The organism is Paenibacillus sinopodophylli, assembly GCF_005930355.1.
Lineage (GTDB): Bacteria > Bacillota > Bacilli > Paenibacillales > Paenibacillaceae > Pristimantibacillus > Pristimantibacillus sinopodophylli.
Genome location: NZ_VDBO01000009.1, coordinates 105,028 through 119,689, shown reverse-complemented (window position 1 = coordinate 119,689; position 14,662 = coordinate 105,028). Strand labels below are relative to the sequence as shown.

The following is a 14,662-nucleotide window of genomic DNA, read 5'->3' as shown; positions in this document are numbered from 1 at the left end:
GCTACAGAGGGATGGGTAGAGCAATGTCAGAGAAAGTTGAGAAGGCAAGGTTAAGCGCAGCTGCAAAAGGGCTCGCCAGCACGTTTGAGAACGCATCGCTCGAGCAGGATGCGAGTCCGTTAAAGTTTTTGTTTTCATTGTACAAGGGAAATTTTGCTAATCTGTTTGTTTCGTTATTTTTCCTGTTGATTAAGAGCGCACCAATCTACGTGCTGCCGATCGTTACTGCGAACATCATCAACATCGCGACAAACCCGGCCAAGTATCCGATCAGCGGGATTTGGATTAATTTCTTCGTCATACTGATCGTCATCTTGCAAAATATACCGACGCATGCGGCTTACATCTCCTTCCTAAGCCGTGCGGTGAGATATGTGGAAGCGGGACTGCGCAGTGCGCTTGTTCGGAAGCTTCAGCAGCTATCGATCAATCAGCATCGCGAGCTTCCTGCAGGCAAGCTTCAATCGAAGGTGCTGCGCGATGTGGAAGCAGTCGAGATGATGTCGAAGCAATTCATGATCGCACTCGCTCCTGCCGTCGTGAACATCATCGTCTCATTTGTCATTACGCTGAACAGCAGCTGGATCGTCTCGTTGTTCTTTATTCTGACGATTCCGATGTCGATCTCGATTGTGACGATATTCCGCCGCAAAATCAGAAAGTCGAACAAGGAATTCCGCAAGGAAATCGAGCAAATGTCTTCGCGCGTGTCTGAGATGGTAGAGATGATTCCGATAACGCGGGCGCATGGTTTGGAGAAGGTGGAAATTGCGAAGATTGACTCGACGCTGCGCAATATTCAGGGCAAGGGCTATCGGCTAGATTTGGTAGAAGCGTACTTTGGCTCTACCAACTGGGTGACGTTTCAAATATTTCAAGTGCTTTGTTTAATATTTACTGCTTATCTCGCTTACAATGGTCAAATCCAAGTCGGCGATGTTGTTATGTATCAAGGCTTTTTCGCTATGATCTTAGCTTCAGTTACCGGTCTAATTAATATTTATCCGCAAATTGCGAAAGGGCTTGAGTCCATTCATTCCATTAAGGAAATATTGGTATCGACGGATATTGAGAACAACAGCGGCAAGAGAAAGCTGGATAATGTGCGCGGTGAATTCTCATTCCGAAGTGTTGAGCTCTCCTATCCAGGAAGCGAGCATCATGTGCTTGAGGACGTGACACTGGATGTAGAGGCGGGAGAATGCATCGCATTCGTCGGGGCTTCTGGAGCAGGCAAATCGACTGTGCTTAATCTCGTTATCGGCTTCTTACAGCCGACAGGAGGGAAAGTGCTGATGGATGGCATTGATCTCGCAGATATCGACCTTCGCAGCTACCGGAAGCATCTCGCTGTCGTGCCGCAGACAAATATTTTGTTCTCAGGAACGATCCGCGACAACATCACGTACGGGCTTCGTGATATTACGGATGAGCAGGTAAAGCGTGTTGTTGAGATGGCTAATCTATCCGAATTTATCGGACAGCTGCCTGACGGGCTTGAGACGATGGTCGGCGAGCATGGCGGCAAGCTGTCCGGCGGCCAGCGCCAGCGTATTGCAATCGCGCGCGCGCTGGTGCGTCAGCCGAGCATTATTATTCTCGATGAGGCGACATCGGCGCTCGACAATGAGTCCGAATTCCACGTTCAGAAGGCGATGCAGGAGCTGATCAAAGGCAGAACAACTTTCATCGTTGCCCACCGCCTATCAACGATTCGCGATGCTGACCGTATTGTTGTTATGAAGCACGGACGAATTGTTGAGGTCGGCAGCTTTGAAGAGCTGATGGCGAGCAAGGGAGAATTTTATAACCTCAAGCAGCTGCAATTGTAAGGGGAGAACAAAAAGGTCGATCTGGCGTTTACGCCTGATCGACCTTTTTGTATTCATGCAAGCTTATAATGACCACCATCTGAGCCTCAGATAGGGATTAATGGTCTGCTTCTTTATTTTAATTGAGTAAGCGCTTTAAATTTAGCTGTAAATGATGGATAAAATCGCCGAAAACGATGGTGATTTATATGAAAATCATATTCATATATTTATATAATATATGAAAATTCTATTATTAAACGTGAAATCCTAATCGCTTATAATGTGAATATCATTTAATAAAAAAATAATGAGGTGCTTGGATTCATGAGAAAGAAGCTCGTATACTCACCGCCTGCAAACGGTTACCCAGAATGGAATAACAACCCTGAAATTTATCGGATCAACCGACTGGATGCCCATACTTCGTTAATGCCGTTCGATACAATTGAGGAAGCACTTGAAGGAAATCATAGCAAGTCGACAAACTATTTGACGCTGAATGGCAAGTGGAAATTTGCATTTGCAACCAATGCTGATGCAAGGATTGCAAACTTCTATGAAACGGACTTCGACCATAGCAATTGGGACAGCATTAAAGTTCCTGCCCATTGGCAGCTTCAAGGCTATGATTACCCGCAATATACGAATATTAAATATCCATGGGATGGCAACGAGGATATTAAATCGCCGTTCGCTCCAACAGCCTACAACCCGGTTGGCTCATACGCGCGCACCTTCACCGTGCCTGCAGGCTGGAGCGGGAAGCCAGTGTTCATTAGCTTTCAAGGCGTAGAATCCGCGTTCTACGTATGGCTGAATGGAGAACTAGTCGGCTTCAGTCAGGATAGTTTTACACCGTCTGAATTCGATCTGACGCCATACCTTGCTGAGGGTGAGAATAAGCTTGCCGTAGAGGTATATCGCTGGAGTGATGCGAGCTGGCTGGAGGATCAAGATTTCTGGCGGATGAGCGGTATCTTCCGCGATGTATATTTGTATACAACACCAGAAGCTCATATTTACGATTATTTTGTCAAAACAGAATTGGACGATCAGTTCCTAAATGCGGAGCTTATCATTGATGCTAAGCTGCTCAATTATTTCGTTAAGCCGCTCGGAAGCTTGACAGTAGAGGCTATCCTGTATGATGCGAATGGGGCATCCATCTTTACGACTCCATTAACAGCTCAGACATCCGTTGAAGGTGAAGCTTTGACGGAGATTCAACTGAGCAGAATCGTTGAGAATCCGCTGAAGTGGAGCGCCGAGCATCCGAATCTTTACACGCTGGTGCTTAGCTTGAAATCATCAGATGGAACGTTGTACGAGGCGATCAGCTGCAAAGTCGGTTTCCGGAAGTTTGAAATCAAAGACGGGCTCATGCAAATCAATGGACGGCGTATTATGTTCAAAGGGGTTAACCGTCATGAATTTTCCTGCGATACGGGCAGAGCGATTAATGAAGAGGACATGCTTAAAGATGTTTTGCTCATGAAGCAATACAATATCAATGCTGTGCGCACCTCCCATTATCCGAACAATTCGCTTTGGTATAGGCTTTGCGATGAGTACGGCCTATACGTTATTGACGAGTCGAATCTAGAGACGCATGGCGCATGGTCGTATGATCAGAAGGAGCTGGGAGCGGCTGTGCCTGGAAGCTTGCCGGAGTGGACAGGAGCTGTATTGGATCGCTGCAACTCGATGTTCCAGCGCGACAAGAACCATGCCTCGATTGTCATCTGGTCGCTTGGGAACGAGTCCTTTGGCGGGGATAACTTTATCCAAATGCACGACTTCCTTCGCGATGCAGACCCGTCTCGTGTCGTTCATTACGAGGGTGTCTTCCACTGGCGCGCATCGGAAGAAGCGTCAGATATTGAGAGTCATATGTACACGAGTCCGCAGGGTGTGGAGCAATATGCACGCAATAATCCTAAGAAACCGTTTATTCTTTGCGAATACAGCCATGCAATGGGCAACTCCTGCGGCGGCCTGCACGTTTATTGGGAAGTGTTCGAGAAGTATCCGATTCTGCAAGGCGGTTTCATATGGGATTGGATTGATCAAGCGATCCGGGTGACGGATGAGAACGGGCAGTCGAAAATGCTGTATGGAGGAGATTTCGGCGAGTCGCCGAATGATGGCAACTTCTGCGGAAATGGCGTTATTTTCGCTGACCGAACAGTATCGCCTAAGCTTCAAGAGGTTAAAAAGGTTTACCAGAACGTGAAGTTTGAAGCGATTGATCTGAAGAACGGTTCGATCAAAATATCCAATCGCCACTTGTTCAGCTCGCTTGATGAATTTACGCTTGCATGGCAGGTTGCTGTTAATGGCAAGGTTGTGGAATCAGGTATTGGCTCAGCAGGCGCTGCGCCTGAGGAATCTGAGCTGCTTGAGCTCCCGTACAAGCTGCCTGAGCTTGCTAGCTCGGCTGATGAGGCTGTGCTGACTGTTCAGCTGCTCTTGAAAGAACAGACGCTTTGGGCTGAAGAGGGCCATGAAATTGCGTTTGAACAGTTTGTGCTGCCAGCGCCTGTTAAACTGCTGATTGGTGCGGCTGCAGCTAAGCCAGCCATTCAAGTGGAACAGACAGCTGAAGCGTTGATTGTAAGCGGAGAGGAATTCCAAGCACAGTTCGAGCTGGCAAGCGGGAGTTTGAGTTCTTATCAGTGGAGAGGTGCGGAGCGTCTGTCCAAAGCGCTTGCGCCGAACTTCTGGCGTGCCTACACGGACAATGACCGCGGCAACCAACAGCATGAGCGCTGTGCAACGTGGAGAGAAGCGGGAGCAGAGCGCGAGCTGCGCGCGATAACATGGGATGCTGGTGCTAGCAATGTTTCTATCCGCGTGCAGTACAGCTTGCCGACGACAGCTGTATCCTTGTTAACTTTCATCTATTCGGTAAGCGGAGACGGTGAAATCAGCGTGTTTGAAGAACTGCAGCCGGGAGCGAATTTGCCGGAAATTCCAGAGGTTGGTGTTCTGTTCCAGATGCCTGCTGCGTTTAACCAAATTAGCTGGTATGGCAAAGGTCCGGACGAAACCTATTGGGATCGTCAGACGGGCGGCAAGCTCGGATTATACAGCGGCAGCGTTCAAGATCAGTTCGTGCCTTATATCAGGCCCCAAGAATGTGGGAATAAGATGGAGGTACGCCATGCAGCGATTACGAATGCGGCAGGCGAAGGACTTATCTTGAAAGGTGCACCGCACTTTGAGCTTAACGTGCTCCCATTCACGCCTTCTGAGCTGGAAGCACATGATCATATTCATCTGCTGCCAGAGAGCGACAAAACGGTCGTTCGCGTCAATCATAAGCAAATGGGCGTAGGCGGACATGACAGCTGGGGTCAGCGGCCGGAGAAAGAATATACATTATACGCGAATCAAACGTACGCACATCGGTTCACGCTGCAAGGCGTTTAAACGAAATAGAGGCTGTCCTTCCGTTATTTGACGGAGGGGCTGCCTCTATTTTTAACTTATAGAGAAAGCATATGAATATTCACATGCTTTCTCTATACGTTTGGCTGAAACGATGGAGTTTATAGAACGGACACCGTCAGGCGTTTCTTCTTATTTGATATAGATGCCGCCGAAAGGCAGTACCTCGCGAAGGATTCTTCGAATAAAGCCGCCGTTCTGAAGCTGCTCCTCCAGCTCGGTATCACGTGAACCGGTTTGAATAAGCACGGGACCGGAGCCGCGAATTTCCCACTGAACGTTCATATGCTGGCTCGCCAGCTTATTCCCGTAGACGGAAAGCTGAATAGAAGCATTCTCAGGGTAAGCGACAAGAGCGCCTGTCTCCACATATAGAGGACGATCAGGCTGCAGCTGAATCGATTTCACATCACCTGCCGTTATAAGGCCTAACTGGCCGGGACCGGAGAACCGCATGCGGACGAACTCTTTCGTAATCCATGCATTCTTGAGCTTCTGAACTACAGATTTGAGCTTCATCCCGTCGGAGAAAAAAATAACGTGACGGAAGTCGAACAGCAGATCGCTTTTCTCCTCAATATAAACCGTTTCAAGCGAGCAGCCTGCCGGCAAGCCAATAATGAACTCGGATGGGCCGGATAATATGGAGCGAATCCAGCGCTTCTTGCGGTACATGCCTGCGAGATCCATGAAACGATCCTCACGGCTCTGCGGATCGCCTTGATAAGCGATAATGGACTTAGGATGAAGGACATGCAGCTTGTCCAATTCTGCGAGCCTAATATGCACATGGCCGATCTGTGCAGGAACCGTTATGTTCATCCGCTAATCCCTCTGCCTCTGCCGCGCGTACTCCGCTGTTTGCGCCATACAAGGTAGCGCCAGACCCGGATGGATACAATATAAGCAGCAAATACGGCTGCGATGATAATAAAGGTATAGATCAGCTTGCTCACAAAGGATTGTTTCTCCTGTTTCATACGTACCATCTCGGCTTGCATGTCAGCATTCTGAGCAATGAGCTGCTCGTTTTGTTTCTGTAATTGTTCATTTTGTTGACGAAATTTCTCATTCTGTTCGAAGAGCTCTTGCTGTTTCAGAGCGTATTCCTCTGCGGCCTTAGCAGACTCTTCAAGCTTCTGCTGCTGAGCTCCAAGCTCTTCCTTGGCCTCAATGTAATGCTGTTCGAGCTCGTTGATTTTCTCAGGAGCCTTGAATATATCTCTAATCTGGCTAAAGAAGCCTGCATGGACAGCAGGTTGAGGAGCAGCAATAAGTATCATAGATATGAGACATGTAAATATGAGAATTTTCCATATGGATGAGCGCATCATGGTCTCCCTTCAAATTTCGACATAGAGGGGCTGATATTTACATTTTACAATCTTTCACGACAATAGTCACTCTCGTCCTTCAGCATAAAAAAAGGATAGCAGCGAGATTCGCTGCTATCCTTAACATTTGGTTTATGATTTGACGTACAAGCGGCTCGTTTCTTCCCAAATGCCGCCCGGCTCAAGTGATACAAGGCCGATTTGCTCCGCTGGGAGATCAACGTTCGGAGCGTTCACCAGATTAAGCTGTGGTTCTGGGCAGAAGAAGCCCGGTGTGCAGTTATTGTTCCAGATCATCCACTGCTTATAGGCAGTGCCGATATCATAGACGAGCTTTACACCTGTGCGAGTATCCGTCAGCTCCATCAGGTTGCGTCCGTTCTGTGGCTCCGTTGTGTAGTGATTGTCCATGGCTGCCCAGAATGGGGAAATGCCAGTCGTCTTCATCGCTTCCTCATCTGCAAGCAGAGGCTGATAGCTGCCAGTTGGAAGCATACGCTCATTCAGCTCCCAACGGTTGCCTGTAGTGAGTGTGAAGCGGTAGTCGTCAGACGTGCTGATTGGATCAAATGGTGCATTAATCGTCGTATGGAAGCCGATCAAGCATGGCATAGCTTCCGTGCCCTCGTTATGTACCGAAACATGTTGAAGCAGTCCTCTATCATTTAACGAATAGCGCAGTCTCACTGTGAAACGGTGTGGCAGGTAAGTGAAGATCGGATGGGATTCGTCGATCGTAATTTTGAGCGATACATAGCTTTCCGTCTTGTTTGTGCCGAAATCCTCAACACTCCATGCAGCGGTATGCAGAAATCCATGCAAGTGATTACCGGTTGATTGTTCATTAACGGGGAAGGAGTAGGTTCTTCCGTTCCAAGTAAACGTACCATCTTCGTAACGATTCGGCGGGAATAAGACTGGAATACCGTGAACGCCCGGCTTATCGCGGAAGCTATCCATTTCTTCAAGAGAAGGCTCGCGCAGGAAGGTATAGTTGTTTACTTTATCACGGAAAGCGATGAGATTGGCGCCGACAGCCGGCAATACCGCAGCCTCATAAGCCCCCCATTGCAGCCAAACGGCTTGCTCGTCTTGAAATAATTGTTCGAAAGCTTGTCCTTGCGTAGACATGGAAATCCTCCTAGAACGTATTGGTTTAAAAGCGTCATACATCAAAGCATGAGTTCAAAAATCATATCCAACCTTAGAATAGCAGGACGGAGCCAAACAAACAACCGCCCCATACCGCTTACTGCGGAATAGGACGGCTGCTTAGCATCATGCTATTGAGTAATGCGTAGGTCTTTGCTCGTTGCTCGCTGCGAGAACAACTGCTGGATGACGAACTGCTTGCGGCGGTTGACGGGCAGTTGTTTGGAATCTGTAATCTCTGAGTCGAAGAAGATGGAGCCGCCTTCGATCATTTTGATCTTGCCAATATTAATGTAGCAAGTGGAGCTGACCGGATAGAAGCTGCGCTCATTCGTTAGCTGTGAAATCTGCTCGGCAGTCATTCTTCTCTTTATATTGTAGTTTCTGCCGTGAAAGCTCACGAGTCCCTGCATTCCAAGCTTGAAGTAAAGCACATCCGACTCCAGCTCGAAATCTTCATACACGTTCCGTTCGCTCAGTACAACATTCATCATCTCAATTCCCCCTTTAGAAATGTGAACAACTGATTGTTAGCGCTTACATTGTAACATGTCACAATAGGATTTGTGAAGTCTTTTATAAAAAAAAGACATTGTTTGCTGAACGGGCATGTGCTATGGTCACTGTAATGCCAAAAATCTGAAAGGTTGGGTATGCATGAGTAATGATAAAGAACAATTAACAAGCCTGAAAACACTATATATTGGTTCGTATGGAGCAGTGTCCGAGCCGACGGTGCACGTATGCACATTCGACGAGAAAACAGGCGAGCTAACCGTCATTCAGCAGTTAAGCGGTGTGGAAAATGCATCGTTTCTGACGCTTCATCCGAATGGTAAACAATTGTATGCGGCAAGTGAAACGGAGTCGACTGCTGATGCAGAAGGAGGCTCAGCGGCTACCTTCGAGATTGACGCAGCAGCAGGGACCCTTACTTTAACGAGCAATAGTGTCCTTACTTATGGAGCACATCCTTGCTACATTAGTACAGATCCAGCGGGAAAGGTTTTGTACGCAGCTAACTACACGGGCGGCAATGTCGCTTTAATTCCAATTGCGGCTGACGGCAAGCTGGAAGCAGCGGCCGCGGTTCAGCAGCATGCTGGAGAGCTTGGACCTAACGCAGCCAGACAGGACGCTCCACATGCACATTGCATCGTACCGCTTGCCGGATCTCCTTATGTCTGTGCGGTTGACCTAGGTATTGATTCGATCGTTATTTACCGTTTCGACGAGGAGAAGCGCTCGCTTGCTCCGCACGGAATCAGCAAGGTTCATCGCGGTGCAGGTCCGCGTCACTTGATCTTCCATCCCTCACTGCTAATAGGCTACGTGATGAATGAGCTTGACTCTACGATTACATTACTAAAGGTTGATGCGGATAAGGGCTTATTGACGGCGGGTAAAGCTATTTCTGCGCTTCCTGAAGGTTTTGCCGGATATAACGATGCAGCAGATATACACTTGGGGGCTTCTGGACGTTATTTGTACAGCTCGAACCGCGGACATAACAGCATCGCTGTATTTTCTGTCGATCAAGAAACAGGCGAGCTATCGTTGATTCAGCATGTGGATTGCGGTGGAGATGCACCTAGAAACTTTGCCATTACGCCTGAAGGCGGACACTTATTAGTAGCGAATCAGAAGACTGGTAATGTTGTCGTGTTTAGCGTGGATGAAGGGACTGGGCTGCTGACGCGTACGACAGCATCGCTTCAATTGCAAAGTCCGGTTTGTATCCAATTTGCCATATAGGATTGGCCAGCGTGATCCGAACACGGAAATGAGGGCTTTTCGAGAAGAAAGGAAGGTCCTGCGATAATGTCAGCATCACGTACTACAACAGCTAGCAGTATGGAGACAGTTAAATCCGCAACGGTTTATGCCATTTTGATTTGTATCAGCTCCGTCCATCTGATGAACGATATGATGCAATCGGTCGTTTCTGCTTTATTCCCAGTGCTTGAGGAATCGCTCAAGCTAAGCTTGACGCAAATCGGCTGGATAGCGTTCACCCTTAATATGACCTCTTCAGTCATGCAGCCTGTGGTTGGACTACTGTCAGATAAAAAGCCAAGTCCCTGGATGCTGCCGATCGGTATGCTCTCTAGTATGGCTGGAATGGTTGGATTGGCCTTTGCCCCAAACTTTTACTTCGTGCTGCTCGCCGTTGTATTCGTAGGACTTGGCTCAGCTGTATTCCATCCGGAGGGCTCGCGTGTTGTGCACTTAGCGGCAGGGGCACGCAGAGCCTTCTCGCAATCGATCTATCAGGTCGGAGGCAATTTCGGTCAAATGCTGGGTCCGTTAATGACTCTCTGGATTTTCATCCCACTTGGTCAAAAGGGTGCGATATGGGGAACACTGCTCGCTGCTGCTGCCATCATTATATTGATGAAGGTCGTACCCTGGTACAGGTCACAGCTTGCTGTGCAGGCAGGCAAGAGAGAGCAGCGGAAGGCAAGCGGCATTTCTTCAAGAGCTGTTCTGGCGCCTAAAGTTGTTGGATTCGCTCTTGCTATTTTGTTTTTTATCGTATTCGCGCGTTCATGGTATGCCGCAGCGATCGGCAACTTCTATCAGTTCTATCTAGTTGAATCGTATGGAATCACAATCAAGCAAGCACAGATTCCGTTATTTTTATTTATGGCGGCGGGGGTAGCAGGAACTTTCCTTGGCGGAATTCTGGCAGATCGTATTGGGCGTAAAAAAATGATGCTGCTTTCGATTCTCGGTGCTGCTCCGTTTGCTCTGGCGCTTCCCCACTTGCCCTTGCTGCTCGTATATCCATTGATCGTACTGCTTGGCTTTATTCTGCAATCTGGATTTTCTGTTAGCGTCGTCTACGCACAGGAGTTAATGCCTGGCAAAGTAGGAACGGCATCCGGTCTCATTACCGGACTTGCATTCGGTATGGGCGGGCTCGGCGCTGTCGTACTGGGACATTTGGCAGACAGTCACTCACTTAGTTTTGTCATGTTCGCATGCAGCGCACTTCCGTTAATCGGAATGCTGGCGATGCTGCTGCCTAAGGATAGGAAGGAAGCTTAGTAACCGAACGTTGTATTAAAAATTGCAGCAGCCAGGGATGATCTCTAATGATCCCCGGCTGCTGTATTTAAAATGGAGGGAGCGAGAAGTAGATGAAGCCATCACTATAAGTGATCAGGCAGACCACGAAGATACATCGTTTTGCAGTCGTTATTTTGCCGTAAAGCTTCGATTGTCTTCGGGTTTGGCGATCTGAAAATAGTAGGATAATCTACCTCAGCATATTCTGCTCGAATTGAAAATGCGAGTTGCTCCCCTTCTAACAAAAACTCGGCATGTACCCCTTTTTTATTACCTCTTGCGTCCAAACGAATCCATTTATCGTACTTGGCAATATAGACACCGTTTAAAGCATGAATGCAATAACCGCTCTCCGGAGTGTCCCCTAATGTCAGTCGCTGATAACAAAAGCCCGAGGGTATGCCTGATTTTCTTAACAGTGCAGTCAGCAAGTTCGCTTTTGCATAGCAGATGCCTTCTCCAAAATACAATGCCTCTGAGGCTGTGCAAGTAACTCTTGCACTTTGAATATCCCAAGAATGATTTATTTCATCACGAACATATTCAAAGGACCTCTTAATCAAATCTACTTGATCTGCTGCCGACTCGTTCAGTCTAGCTGTTAGATTAACGAGCAATGGATGATTATAGTCTACTTCGCTTGTTTCGATTAGGTAGTCGTCTAAAACTTCGGATTCACATAGAAGCTTCATTGGCCTCCACCATCGTGTCCCTGTTTAATGTATTTCTTTGTCATGCATGAATCCCCCTTAATAGCTATTTATGAATTATTATGCACCACAATGCAATAATATTCAATAACCGTGGATTTGATTTGATGATGGTTGTCAAACGAGCATCTTTATTAAGCCTATAAGAGTTTTATGGGTGTTATTGAAAAAAACCAAACAAAGTAGTATATTATCTATAAAATAAACAAACGTTTTAAAGGAGTGTTTGTATATGTGGTCAGAAGATCGGTTTTGGACATCTTCGGTAGAGGAATTAAAGCAAGGTTATGTATTTGATGAATTGGATAGTTGTTATCATTGCCTCATATGCGGAGAAGGCTTCGAGGATGGCGAGATATTCAGAGAGGATTCATCAGGAAGATGGTTTGAAGCTCGCAAATATGCTAGTCATCATGTCGGTCAGGCACACGGGTCGATGCTCAATTATTTGTTGGAGCTCGATAAGCGGCAAACAGGCTTGACGGATTTACAGAAGGAGCTGATCCGAGGATTTGCCGATCAACTGTCGGATCAAGAGCTGATGGGACTGACCGGTGCAGGCAGTGCCTCAACGATCCGCAACCATCGCTTTGTGCTGAAGGAGAAGGCGAAGCAAGCGAAGTTGCTGCTAGCTATTATGGAAATGATGGAGCAAGGTGCGACGGCGTCTCCGCGCTTCATGCCCGTTCACCGAACAGCTACGCAGGTGGATGAGCGCTATGCGATGACAGAGGACGAAGACGCGGCAGTGTTGAAGCAGTATTTGCCTAAGGGACTGAACGGTCCTCTGGCATCCTTCCCACGCAAGGAAAAGCGGAAGATCGCAGTATTGCGCCATATCGCTGCTTTTTTCAAAGGCGAAAATCGCTATTCGGAGAAGGAGGTTAACGAGCTGCTGAGTCAGTTCTGGGAATCGGATTATGTGACGCTGCGCCGTTATTTGATCGAGTACGGTTTCCTTGACCGGAGTGATGATGGGCGTGCCTATTGGGTGAAAGGGACGGAGAAAGGTCTTGCGGAAGCCGCTCATCCTAAGAAGGAAGTTTCTAGTGAGCAAGGTACTGCCTTGGAGCAGAGCGAGAAAGGAAAGAAAGGAAAATCTGGAAAGCAGAAGCAGCAGGATGCAAGGCGAGGGGATGAAGCGAGAATGGATAAAGCAAAGCGAAAGCAACTAACGGCTGAGTATCAAGAGCGTGAACGGATGATGGGCGTATTTCAGATTAAAAACAATGTTAATGGCAAGCTGTATATCGGAGGCTCGACAAACCTTGATGCGTTTTGGGGGAAAGAGCAGTTTGTCCTGAATATGGATACACATGCGAATAAGGAACTGCAGAAGGAATGGAAGCAATTCGGCAGCGAAAGTTTTTCTTATCTCGTTCTAGAGACCGTTAAATTGGATCAAAAGATTCATTATGATTATAAAGACGTGCTGGATCCGGAAGGTCGTCAGCCCGTTGATTTGGTACGCCAGTATAATCGCGAAGTCGGTGAATTGAAGGAGCAGTGGCTTGAAAAGCTGCAGCCATTCGGCGAGAAAGGCTATCATATCGAAAAAGAAAACGGGAATAAGGAATAATTCGGAATGATCTGGAATGATTAAGGGAGTGTGGGTGGAACGATGTCTGCAAAAGGAGTTACAGGAGCTGGAGACAGCTTGCTCCGCAATACATTTTTTCAAACGATTTTGCTGTCTAACGTGCTGCTGCAAATCGGGATTTGGGTAAGAAACTTTGCTATTCTTATGTTTGTGACAGACAAAACGAATGGTGATCCATTTTCGATTAGTTTAATGGGATTTTTGGAATTTTTACCGATATTCGTGTTTTCGTTTATTGGCGGCACGTTTGCAGATCGTTGGCGGCCGCGTTTGACAATGATCTGGTGTGATTTCTTATCCGCCCTATCCGTATTAGTCGTACTTATTACGCTGCTCTACGGATCCTGGCATATGGTCTATTTTGCAACCTTTGTTTCTGCTATATTCTCACAGTTCTCACAGCCATCGGCCATGAAGCTGTTCAAGCAGCACATCCCAGCTGAGCAGTTGCAGTCGGCTATGGCCATGTTCCAATCGCTGATCGCAATTTTCATGGTGCTTGGTCCGTCACTTGGGGTGATGTCGTATCAAAAATTCGGCATAGAGGTTTCAATCGGAGTGATGGGCGTGGCTTTCTTGCTGTCAGCAGTCGTTTTGTTCCGCATTCCGCGTGACCGTGAGATTGAACGATCAGAGGGTATGGTGGAGAGTGTGTTCTGGCAAGAATTGAAGGACGGCTTTGCTTATGTGTGGCGCAGTCCTGTATTGAAGGCGCTTGGAGGTACATTCGCGCTCGCTGGAATTGCTGTCGGCATCGCTAATACGCTTGGCCTATTCATTGTGCTAGAGCGTCTTGGTCAGCCAAAAGAATTTTTGCAATACATGCTAATGGTTAACGGAATAGCGATGCTTGTCGGCGGCGGTGTTGTCATGGTGATTGCGAAAAAGGTCGCACCGCAGAAGCTGCTTGCACTTGGTATGTTAATGAGCTCGCTGACAATGTTAGGTATAGGCTGGTCAACAAGCATTCCGCTTACATTGGTACTGCAGTTTATTGGGGGCTTGGGTTTCCCTATGATTCAAATCGGGATAAGCACAATGATATTGCAATGGTCAGAGGAATCTTATACCGGAAGAGTAAACGGTGTGCTTACACCAATGTTTATGGGCATGATGGTTATCATGACATTAGTTGCTGGACAGCTGAAGCTTGTTTTTCCGCTTGTTGGAATATACACAGTGGCCGGAACAGCAATGTTTTTGGGGATGCTGCTCTTGGTTCCAGTGTTCAAGCATAAGCCTTTGGTTGCGCAAACGAACACGTAATAGGCTGGGGGATATTGACAGATTATGTGACCTGGAGTACATTTGTTGTAGTTGATACAAGGTATAGCGAAGCACGCTTATACCCTCGTTAGAGGGAGAGGCGTGCTTTTTTTGTGTTGATTCGGCTATGTTCTTGGGAGAGGGACATACCGAACGGGGGAGGATTGGAGAAGGGAGAGAGGGGAAAAGGAGGAAAATGATGGTTGATCAAGAATTGGTAAACGACCAATGTAAATAATTGTATGATTTTAGCGAAAAAGATAA

Annotated in this window: 11 protein-coding genes; 6 read left to right on the top strand and 5 right to left on the bottom strand. The window is 47.4% G+C overall.

Going from position 1 to position 14,662, the window contains the following annotated elements; all coding sequences use genetic code 11:
• Nucleotides 1–23 precede the first annotated feature (23 nt).
• On the top strand, nucleotides 24–1,832 hold the full coding sequence (locus tag FGT79_RS23600; RefSeq protein ID WP_138755299.1) for an ABC transporter ATP-binding protein: 1,809 nt from the start codon (nucleotides 24–26) through the stop codon (nucleotides 1,830–1,832).
• A gap of 306 nt (nucleotides 1,833–2,138) precedes the next feature.
• Nucleotides 2,139–5,246 (top strand): beta-galactosidase, LacZ type, encoded by a 3,108-nt coding sequence (gene lacZ / locus FGT79_RS23595; protein ID WP_138755298.1) that lies wholly within the window; start codon nucleotides 2,139–2,141, stop codon nucleotides 5,244–5,246.
• A 150-nt stretch (nucleotides 5,247–5,396) separates the two neighbouring features.
• Here lacZ and FGT79_RS23590 read toward each other — a convergent pair whose 3' ends face one another.
• The 4 genes from FGT79_RS23590 to FGT79_RS23575 all read right to left on the bottom strand — a co-directional run bounded on the left by FGT79_RS23590 (nucleotide 5,397) and on the right by FGT79_RS23575 (nucleotide 8,244).
• Entirely contained in the window at nucleotides 5,397–6,086 is a 690-nt protein-coding gene (locus tag FGT79_RS23590) for an AIM24 family protein (RefSeq protein ID WP_138755297.1), read from the bottom strand.
• Nucleotides 6,083–6,598 (bottom strand): SH3 domain-containing protein, encoded by a 516-nt coding sequence (locus FGT79_RS23585; protein WP_138755296.1) that lies wholly within the window; start codon nucleotides 6,596–6,598, stop codon nucleotides 6,083–6,085. Before FGT79_RS23585 ends, FGT79_RS23590 begins: the two co-directional genes overlap by 4 nt.
• A gap of 132 nt (nucleotides 6,599–6,730) precedes the next feature.
• On the bottom strand, nucleotides 6,731–7,729 hold the full coding sequence (locus FGT79_RS23580) for an aldose 1-epimerase (RefSeq protein ID WP_138755295.1): 999 nt from the start codon (nucleotides 7,727–7,729) through the stop codon (nucleotides 6,731–6,733).
• 152 nt (nucleotides 7,730–7,881) lie between these two features.
• Nucleotides 7,882–8,244 (bottom strand): LytTR family transcriptional regulator DNA-binding domain-containing protein, encoded by a 363-nt coding sequence (locus FGT79_RS23575; protein WP_138755294.1) that lies wholly within the window; start codon nucleotides 8,242–8,244, stop codon nucleotides 7,882–7,884.
• A gap of 163 nt (nucleotides 8,245–8,407) precedes the next feature.
• On the opposite strand from FGT79_RS23575, the gene FGT79_RS23570 reads away from it, so the two are divergent.
• On the top strand, nucleotides 8,408–9,505 hold the full coding sequence (locus FGT79_RS23570) for a lactonase family protein (RefSeq protein ID WP_171056409.1): 1,098 nt from the start codon (nucleotides 8,408–8,410) through the stop codon (nucleotides 9,503–9,505).
• Nucleotides 9,506–9,571: 66 nt separating this feature from the next.
• Nucleotides 9,572–10,801 carry an MFS transporter gene (locus FGT79_RS23565; protein WP_246096579.1) on the top strand — a complete coding sequence of 410 codons (1,230 nt, stop codon included), beginning with the start codon at nucleotides 9,572–9,574 and terminating at the stop codon, nucleotides 10,799–10,801.
• A gap of 104 nt (nucleotides 10,802–10,905) precedes the next feature.
• On the opposite strand, the gene FGT79_RS23560 is transcribed toward FGT79_RS23565, so the two are convergent.
• Nucleotides 10,906–11,514 (bottom strand): transglutaminase-like domain-containing protein, encoded by a 609-nt coding sequence (locus FGT79_RS23560; protein WP_138755292.1) that lies wholly within the window; start codon nucleotides 11,512–11,514, stop codon nucleotides 10,906–10,908.
• Nucleotides 11,515–11,764: 250 nt separating this feature from the next.
• Here FGT79_RS23560 and FGT79_RS23555 point away from each other — a divergent pair, with 250 nt between their 5' ends.
• Together FGT79_RS23555 and FGT79_RS23550 are read left to right on the top strand one after the other, a co-directional pair.
• A complete protein-coding gene (locus FGT79_RS23555; RefSeq protein WP_138755291.1) occupies nucleotides 11,765–13,111 on the top strand; it encodes a DUF2087 domain-containing protein in 1,347 nt (448 codons plus the stop codon).
• A gap of 42 nt (nucleotides 13,112–13,153) precedes the next feature.
• Nucleotides 13,154–14,398: an MFS transporter gene (locus FGT79_RS23550; protein ID WP_138755290.1), complete on the top strand. Its 1,245-nt coding sequence runs from the start codon at nucleotides 13,154–13,156 to the stop codon at nucleotides 14,396–14,398.
• Nucleotides 14,399–14,662: the final 264 nt, after the last annotated feature.